This window comes from Mesorhizobium sp. ESP7-2, from assembly GCF_020164715.1.
In the GTDB taxonomy this organism is placed as follows: Bacteria; Pseudomonadota; Alphaproteobacteria; order Rhizobiales; family Rhizobiaceae; genus Mesorhizobium.
In genome coordinates, this window is sequence record NZ_JAIUGQ010000084.1 from 1 (window position 1) to 7,780 (window position 7,780).

A 7,780-nucleotide genomic window follows, 5' to 3' on the forward strand; every position below is an offset into this window, starting at 1 on the left:
CAGCACGCCGAAGGAGTGGCCATAGCCGAACGAGCGGTAGCCGAGCAGATTGTGGCTGCGGTAGATTTCGTTCAATTTCGTCGCCACGTCGCCGCAGCGTGCGCCGGGCTTCAGAAGTTCCAGGCCGCGACGGTGGACGTCGCAGTTGATCTCCCAGATGCGCAGGTGCTCGTCGCTGGCGTGGTCGAGGAACAGCGTGCGTTCGAGCGCGGTATAATAACCCGAAATCATCGGGAAGCAGTTGAGCGAGAGGATGTCGCCTTTTTGAACCTTTCGCGAGGTCACCGGGTTGTGTGCGCCATCGGTGTTGATGCCCGACTGGAACCACACCCAGGTATCCATCAGTTCGGCATGCGGAAAGGTCTTGGCGATATGCCGGACCATGGACTGCGTGCCGGCCAGCGCGACCTCGTACTCGGGAACGTTCTCGCCGATGGCCTTGTAGATGGCGTCGCCGCCGATATCGGCGGTGCACGCGCCTTCCTTGATTAGGGCGATTTCCTCTGCCGATTTGATGGTGCGCAGCCACATGGTCGGCGCACCAACGTCGACGAACTCGACGTCGGGGAAGGCGTCCTGCAGCAGCTTCCTGAATTCGAGGTTGACGTGGTCGAACTCGATGCCGATCCGCTTCACGCCGGGTAGCGTTTGCTGGAGGGCATAGAAATAGTTGTCACGCTGCCAGTCGGTGTAGGTGATGTTGTCGCCGAAGGTGCGGCGCCAAGGCTGGCCAGCATCGATGCCCGCCGAGACGGACACCGCCTTTTCAGCAGTCACCACGAAGGCGTAGCGGCGGCCGAAATAGCAGAACATGAAGTCCGAGAAGTAACAGATGTTGTGATATGAGGTGAGCACGGCTGCATCGAGCTTCAGCTCGGCCAGAATGCGGCGAAGGCCGTCCTGGCGCCGGCTCATTTCACCAGCGCTGAAGGTCTGGACCGCCTTCTCGCCACTATGCATTTTCTGCAGCCGCAGCAATTCGTTGGGCATCCCTTTGGCATAGACGTTCATTTCATTGCTCCGCATCTAATTGGGTTTCAGGTTGGAAGCGGACTATAGAAATTCGGCCGCGCCGCCGGAAATTAGAAGTCGATATCGAGGGATTAGCGTTCCTAATCGCTCGCCATCGCCAAGGGAACCAATTCTTTCCCCTGTCGCCCATGGGTTTTCCGGGTACGCTCCACAAGACAGCCGCGTTGTTGCAGTAGATGAGGGGATGCCTGCGAAGGCAGCCCGGCAAGCTAAAACACGCTTGGCTGCGTGGCCCCGGAAAGTGGAGGTGCCAGCAATTAGATCGACTCGTTAATGTCGTATCTTCATTGGACGCCAGAAGCTGCCTGTCCGCTTGCGGCTCTAAGCCCGTCATCGCGCTTGAGCTCGTGCTGTCGCGGTCGACAGCTGATCAGTCAGTTTGGGTCAAAGGCTATCGACGAGCGATGTTGAGTTTCGACCGGTTGCGGATGCAGTAAGTATCATCGTTCGATACCGATGCAGAATTAGCTGCTTGCCTGGCAATGTTGACACCTTCGCCGACGGCTCGATGCTACCGGCAGACTGGAAAGCCTGCGGGACCGAAATCTCGATATCCTCGGCGGTGAGATTTGTGACCAGGATGCGGGCGCCATCGCCGGTACGATAGGCAACGGCCGCGATTCCGGAGCGATCGACCGCAACCTCTCGGCGTTCGGCGCCCGAGGCCGCTGCCAGTTCAGCGTGGACTGCCTGGAGCGGCCGGCGCTCCCCGGCGGCGTCAAGCAGGCCGAATCGCCCCGTGGGCGCCGCGAGAATGAGACGATCAACACCGGCGGTGGCAGCTTGAGCCGCCACGCCGACAGCAAAGGCCGCCCCAAACAACGCGCCGTGACGAGGGTCGTCGCCGGCAGCGGGGACACGTGAAAGTGCAGGATTGGCCACCAGCGCCTCGCCGTAGGGATTGTGGCGCATGCCGATCGTGCAAGGTCCAAGCCAGATCGGCTTTCCCGGACACAGATGCCGCGCCGTCGCGATAACCGAGGGGTAAACGGTCAACGTCTCCATGACCGAACGATCGTCCGCGGCATGGACGATGGCTGCGTTGCCGAAGAAGACGAAATCGGCGTCGCCGGTCGGTGGATTTCGATTGAATTCGGTAAACAGGGAAGGGGATCCGGCGCCTACCGAAGCGGCGAATCCAGCTGCCTTGAATGCGTTCACCAGATCGCCGACCGGCCGTTCGCCTGCAGGCATCAAGTTCGACGCGCGCGTCTTGAACTCGCGCCTTGGTGAAATCAGGATGGCGCTGGGTTCGACGCCCGATGAACGAAACGCACCGACAATGGTCTTCGTCTCGGCTCTTGGGTCGACGGCATCAAAGATCGCCTCGATCGCCAGCCGGGCGCCGATCGAATCGGCAAAGCCGGCCGCTTTGCGCAGCATTCGGTCGTCATGCGCGCGCGCACCATCGAAGCGGACAATGACCTCTTGTGCCGGGCCAAGCAATGAAGCTCCCGCCACGGCCGCGGGCAGATCGTCAGGGTCGAGGAACAAGGCCATGGCCGGCATCCGGCCGGCCGGTCCGCCTAGCGTCAGGGTTGCCTTGTCGGCGGTTTTGGGTTGGGCGGGCAACGCCTTGGTCTCGACGGAGACCACGATGCGCTGGACGTCCTTCGATCCTTTGGCGATGAGATGGGGTCGCGGCTTCGACAGGGGACGAACATATGTCTTGAACGAGGCGTCAGTCCAATTCCGTTGGTCCTCCATCTCGAAGGCATCGCCTTCCATGGCGACTGTGCAGACCATGCCAGCGGCCGGCTCGTGGGTAAGCGCAGCGATGTCAAAAGCCGGCTGGTCAGGACTTATCATCTTTGGAAATACCGTCTCCTCGATCCGAGCGTCGCTGTGGATGATGGTCAGCCTTCCACCCGCAGCCTCGGACGGGTGGAGCACCACGAAACCAGTGCGATTGGTCGGAAAATCGGTGAGGGCGACGCCTTGCGCCTCCATCGTCAGCTCACCGGAAGCCTTGCCTGTTATTGTCATCCGGTAAGAAAAGCGACCCTGTGGACCTGCGCACAGCCCGTCGTAACCCACGTGGAACGCAGCTTGGCCTTCGGATATTCGGATGTTCGAAAGCTTGGGCTTATATGTCCCCCAGGACGCATCCCGCGCCAGATAGTTGATGGCGCGCACGACTTCGACGCCGGCGAAGCAGATTGTGCGAAGGTTACCATCTTCCAGGATGGCGCTCAGTGGTCCAGCGGTGAGGATGCGACGCTCGGCAACAGGTTCGTTCGTGCCGAATAGATCGAGTGCACTGACGTCCCCGCTCACGTCGATTCCCTCATCTTCGCGTTTTCCTGCACGGTATAGGCGAGAACGGTTTTGCTGATTACCAGCTCGCGTGAGCGTTGGTCGAATTGACGGAAATGCTCCGAGGCAAGATGCAGCTCGAAGGCGGTGCGATCCCGGTAAATCTCATAGAGGAAGACATGCTTGACCTCGGACGCGTGCTCGGGGATCAGCACGTCGAAGCGTAGACAGTCCGGCTCGAGTTCGACGGAAAGCGCCGCATTTTCGCAGACCAGCCGATGGAATTCGGAGAAGACGCCGTCGACGAGCTCGAACGCCACGGTGATCGCAAAGGCGGCGCCAACCTTGTCGTTCACTCGCCCCGGGACCTTTTCGCGACCTGCCGTCATTGCGCTCCCCGGACTTTTGAGCGCAGGCCGGCGCTTTCATTCCACTCTTCCGGAGTGACGGCGCGGTGTTCCACTGCCGCGCGGTATGCCGCATCAACCAGGGCGTAGGTTTTGAGATTATCCCGCCCCGACGTCTCGGCGCGCACGCCGCGTTGAAGACAATCGAGAAAATGGCGACAGGCAACGAACGCGCCCTCTTGCGCGACATGCCAGCGATCGCTGGTCCACGAGCGCAGCGGTGAGCCAATGTCTTCCTCGATCGTCGCACCGTTGCTGGTTACCCGCATGCGTGAGCCGGGGAGAACAATGATCGACCCATTATCCCCCTCGATCTCCACTAGCGTTTCGGGAAACGGGTCGGGATCACGCCGCGCTTCGTAAGTGCATTCGACCACGCTGACCGCCCCGCTGCCATGGCGCAGCAGCATCGTTGCCGTATCCTCGGCTCTTACCTTCGGATTGCGGCGCTGGGTTTCGCAGGAGATGCGCTCGACCTCGCCCAGCAGGAAACGCGCGAGGTCGAGCATATGGATGCCGACATCGGCGATCGCCAGCCGTTCCTCGTAATAGAAATACGGCTGCGTGCGATAAACGTCGAAGCCTGTTCGAAAACTTATGCGCGCCCAGTTCGGCTTGCCGATGGCGCCGCTGTCGATCGTTCGGCGGACGTGCCGCATCGGCGTCTGGAAACGAAAATTCTCATGCACCGCCAGCCACACGTCGGCCTTCTCAGCCGCTTCGACAATGGCGATGCAGTCGTCCCAGCTGGGAGCGAAGGGTTTTTGCACGACGGTGGCGATGCCGGTGGCGATCGCCAGTTCGCAGAGCTCGCGGTGTGTGTCGTGGCGGGTAACGATGTCGACGGCATCGAGCCGCTCGTTCGCAAGCATGGTGGCGGCGTCCGTATAGAACGGCACGCCGAAGCTATGTCCGGCTGCTTGCGCCTTGGCGGCATCGACGTCACAGACAGCGGCGAGCACGGCACCTTCGCCCGCGAGGTCCTGCCACGCATGCAGATGGTTCTGCGCGTAGAAGCCGCAGCCGATCACGCCGATCCGGACCGTCGCCCTCGCCATTTCCTATCCCGCAACGATCGGTGTTCTGAGGATGCCGATGCCCTCGGCTTCGATCTCGACGATGTCGCCGGCCTTCATGAAGACTGGCGGTTTCTGGAAGATGCCCACGCCGGCCGGCGTTCCCGTCGAGACGATGTCGCCGGGTTCGAGTGGAATGTATTGCGACAGGAAGGAGATCAGCAGCGGCAACGAAAACAGCCAGTCCGAGGTGCTGCCATCCTGTAGGGTCTTGCCGTTCAGCCGCGTCTTCAACGCGACATTGTCGGGGTGGCGCATCGCGTCTGACGTCACGATGCACGGACCAATGGGCGAGAAGCCGGCAAAATTCTTGCCTATGGTGATCTGGTTGTCCTTGAACTGCACGTCACGTGCCGAAATGTCGTTGAGCAGCGTATAGCCGAAGATCGCCGGCATCACGTCGGCCTCCCCGGCCTTGTGCAATTTCTTCCCGATAACCGCCGAGAACTCCACCTCGTAGTCCATCTGCTCGGTCCTGGCTGGCTTTGCGACTGGCACGTCAGGTCCGACCACCGAGGTCGGCAGCTTGGTGAAGAAGAATGGCTCGCTCGGCATTTTCGCGTTGGGGTTTTCCTCGGCGTGGCCCTTGTAATTGATGCCGGAGCACAGAACCTTGCCCGGTCGGATCGGCGCTTCGAGCGTCACGTCGGCCAGCGCAAAGCGCGGCGCCTTGGCGACGCCGGCGCGGATCTGGTCCAGCATCTTTTTGCCGCCGAGCACGATCTCCATCACGCTGCCGGCGATGCTGGCTTCAGTCAGGCATGCGACGTGATCCCCGTCGAGCACGCCGGCGTGATGGTCATGGCCTCCCTTACGATGGGAGAAAGTAACAAGCTTCATCTAGTCCTCCGAAACGAACACGGCCTTGTGCAAAGCCATTGGATTGTCGGCGAGTGTTTGGAAGAGGCCTGGGGCTTCGCCGAGCGCGAAGGAGCTTGCGATCGTCGGATAATGGATCTTGCCCGAGGCAAGCAGGGCCAGCGCCTCGGGAAAGCAGTCGACCGAAGCGCGCGAGCCGAGGATCGTCACTTCCTTGCGGGTGAAATCGAGCCCAGGATAGGTGATGCCCTGGCCCTTCTTGAGCAGGCCGAGAATGACGATGCGTCCGCCGGCTGCGACGAGATCGATCGTCTCTTCCATCATCGTCGCAGCGCCCGTGGCCTCCATGACAACCGGCATGCCTTCGCCATTGGTGATCTCAAGCACGCGTTCCAGAAGACCGGCACCGCTGGCAATCGGTATGGCGCCGAGGTCGGCTGCCGTGGACAGGCGCTCACCCGAAAGATCTGTCGCGTAGACCTTTGCACCGACCGCGCGAGCCACCTCGACGATCGCCAAACCGATAGGTCCGGCGCCAAGCACCAGCACGGTATCCTCTGATGTGACCATGCCACGCCGGCAGCCCTGCACGCCGATGGCCACAGGCTCGGCGAATGCCGCCTCGAAGTCGCTGAGCGTCTCCGGCACCAGGTTGAGATTCTGCACCGGTGCCGTGACGAAATCGGCGAAGCCGCCTTCGCGATGCACGCCAACAATGGTGAGTTTGGCGCAGCAATTGCGCTTGCCGATCCGGCATGGGTAACAGTGGCCGCAACCGATGAACGGGTCGACGACGACGCGCGTGCCGATAGCTGGACCGGTGGCGTCGGCACCATAGGCTTCGACGACGCCGGCGATCTCGTGGCAGCCGATACGAGGATAGGTCACATAGGGGTTCTTCCCGGTATAGATGTAAAGGTCGCCGGCGCAAAGGCCGGCAGCTTTCACGCGAACCAACACCTCTCCGGCTCGCGGCTGCGGGTTCGGCGCCTCGGCCATGCGGATTGAAAAAGGTGCGTCGAAGATCGCTGCGCGCATTGCGTCAGGCCGCCTTGGCCGGCCGCAGGACCTTGCCGTCGCGGTCGAATTCGATCCAGTCACCGGCACGCAGCAGGTAGGGATCGGCTATCGCTTCGCCGCGTGCCTTGGCTTCGCGATGGTGCTTCATATATTCGGCGACGTCCTTGTCGCCATCGAGCTTGATGTAGTGGCACGGCAGCACGGTCTCCAGGCCAAGCCATTGCGTGGCGAGCACGCCTTCATAGGGGCTCATCTCGCCGGTCAGCATTTCGCCCGGCATTGGGTTGAGATGCAGGATCTCCTGCGGATTGGCGATGCCGATGCAGCCGACATTCGGCTTGTAGAGCTCGCCCTGTAATTTGAGGTCCGAGAAGATCGCCGTGTCGCCGTAGTGGTAGAAACGCAGATTGTCGTCGGCATAGACGATGAAAGCCATTGGCACACCGGAAATGAAGGAGTTGTCCTTTAGCCTGATCTGCGACCAGTGATGGCATTCGAGCGGCTGGATTTCGATGCCCGCCACCTTGACGCGAATACCCCAGGTGGTGGCGCGGATCTGGGTGGCGGGAATGCCGCGATCCATCAGCCAGGCTTTCACCTCGCCGCCGCAGACGACTGGACAGCCATATTTGGCTGCGATCTTGTCGGTGTCGCCCAGATGGTCGTAGGCAGCATGGCTGACTATCACGAGATCGATATGATCGAAGTCGGTCGACTTGGTCGCAGCGCCAGGGTTCTGGTCCAGAAACGGATCGCACAGGATGCGCAATCCGTCGCGCGTCAGGATTTCGTAAGCCGCGACGCCATGGAAGCGCATGCGGGTGGTGGGGTGGGTCATGGTCAATGCGCCTTTTTTCTACCAATGAGCAAGGGCAGGCTTGCAAAACCGCGCCGATCGCCTCTGGCCTTCCAGCGCGGTGCGACTGCCGGGTCGAGGGCCAAGCCAAATGCGGCCTCGATCAGAGCCTCCAGCGTCACTGCGAATTCCATACGGGCGACACCGGCGCCGGCGCAGAGATGCGGTCCTGCGCCAAAGGTGAGATGCCTGTTGGGCTTTCGGTCCAAACGCAATTCGTCCGGTGCCTCGAACGCCGCTGGATCGCGGTTGGCGGAGCCGAAACCAAGGGCGACTATGTCGCCAGCCTGGATCCGGCGTTCGTGCACGGTCAG

The 7,780-nt window shown here is 61.4% G+C and carries 8 protein-coding genes; all 8 read right to left on the reverse strand.

What is annotated here, in order from left to right; all coding sequences use genetic code 11:
• The coding region (locus tag LB543_RS33435) for an aminopeptidase P family protein (RefSeq protein ID WP_224617320.1) at positions 1–990 on the reverse strand (990 nt) is incomplete at its 3' end.
• 426 nt (positions 991–1,416) lie between these two features.
• Complete coding sequence (locus LB543_RS33440) at positions 1,417–3,309, reverse strand: hypothetical protein (protein ID WP_224617313.1); 1,893 nt, start codon at positions 3,307–3,309, stop codon at positions 1,417–1,419.
• The gene (locus tag LB543_RS33445; protein WP_224617314.1) at positions 3,306–3,644 is read right to left on the reverse strand and encodes a putative quinol monooxygenase; all 339 of its coding nucleotides are present in this window, start codon (positions 3,642–3,644) and stop codon (positions 3,306–3,308) included. The genes LB543_RS33440 and LB543_RS33445 overlap by 4 nt, the downstream gene beginning before the upstream one ends.
• Before the next feature lie 29 nt (positions 3,645–3,673).
• Entirely contained in the window at positions 3,674–4,753 is a 1,080-nt protein-coding gene (locus tag LB543_RS33450) for a Gfo/Idh/MocA family protein (RefSeq protein ID WP_224617315.1), read from the reverse strand.
• Positions 4,754–4,756: 3 nt separating this feature from the next.
• Positions 4,757–5,611, reverse strand: a complete 855-nt coding sequence (locus tag LB543_RS33455; protein WP_224617316.1) for a fumarylacetoacetate hydrolase family protein — start codon at positions 5,609–5,611, stop codon at positions 4,757–4,759.
• Positions 5,612–6,628: a zinc-binding alcohol dehydrogenase family protein gene (locus LB543_RS33460; protein ID WP_224617317.1), complete on the reverse strand. Its 1,017-nt coding sequence runs from the start codon at positions 6,626–6,628 to the stop codon at positions 5,612–5,614.
• Positions 6,629–6,632: 4 nt separating this feature from the next.
• Positions 6,633–7,448: an MBL fold metallo-hydrolase gene (locus LB543_RS33465; protein WP_224617318.1), complete on the reverse strand. Its 816-nt coding sequence runs from the start codon at positions 7,446–7,448 to the stop codon at positions 6,633–6,635.
• A 2-nt stretch (positions 7,449–7,450) separates the two neighbouring features.
• A partial coding sequence (locus LB543_RS33470) for a cytochrome P450 (protein ID WP_224617319.1) occupies positions 7,451–7,780 on the reverse strand: 330 nt, incomplete at its 5' end.

What these genes read in the sequence shown, in the direction of transcription:
- LB543_RS33450 (WP_224617315.1), bottom strand. Translation starts at nt 4,753, where the DNA reads ATGGCGAGGGCGACGGTCCGGATCGGCGTGATCGGCTGCGGCTTCTAC.
- LB543_RS33465 (WP_224617318.1), bottom strand. Translation starts at nt 7,448, where the DNA reads ATGACCCACCCCACCACCCGCATGCGCTTCCATGGCGTCGCGGCTTAC.
- LB543_RS33460 (WP_224617317.1), bottom strand. Translation starts at nt 6,628, where the DNA reads ATGCGCGCAGCGATCTTCGACGCACCTTTTTCAATCCGCATGGCCGAG.
- LB543_RS33455 (WP_224617316.1), bottom strand. Translation starts at nt 5,611, where the DNA reads ATGAAGCTTGTTACTTTCTCCCATCGTAAGGGAGGCCATGACCATCAC.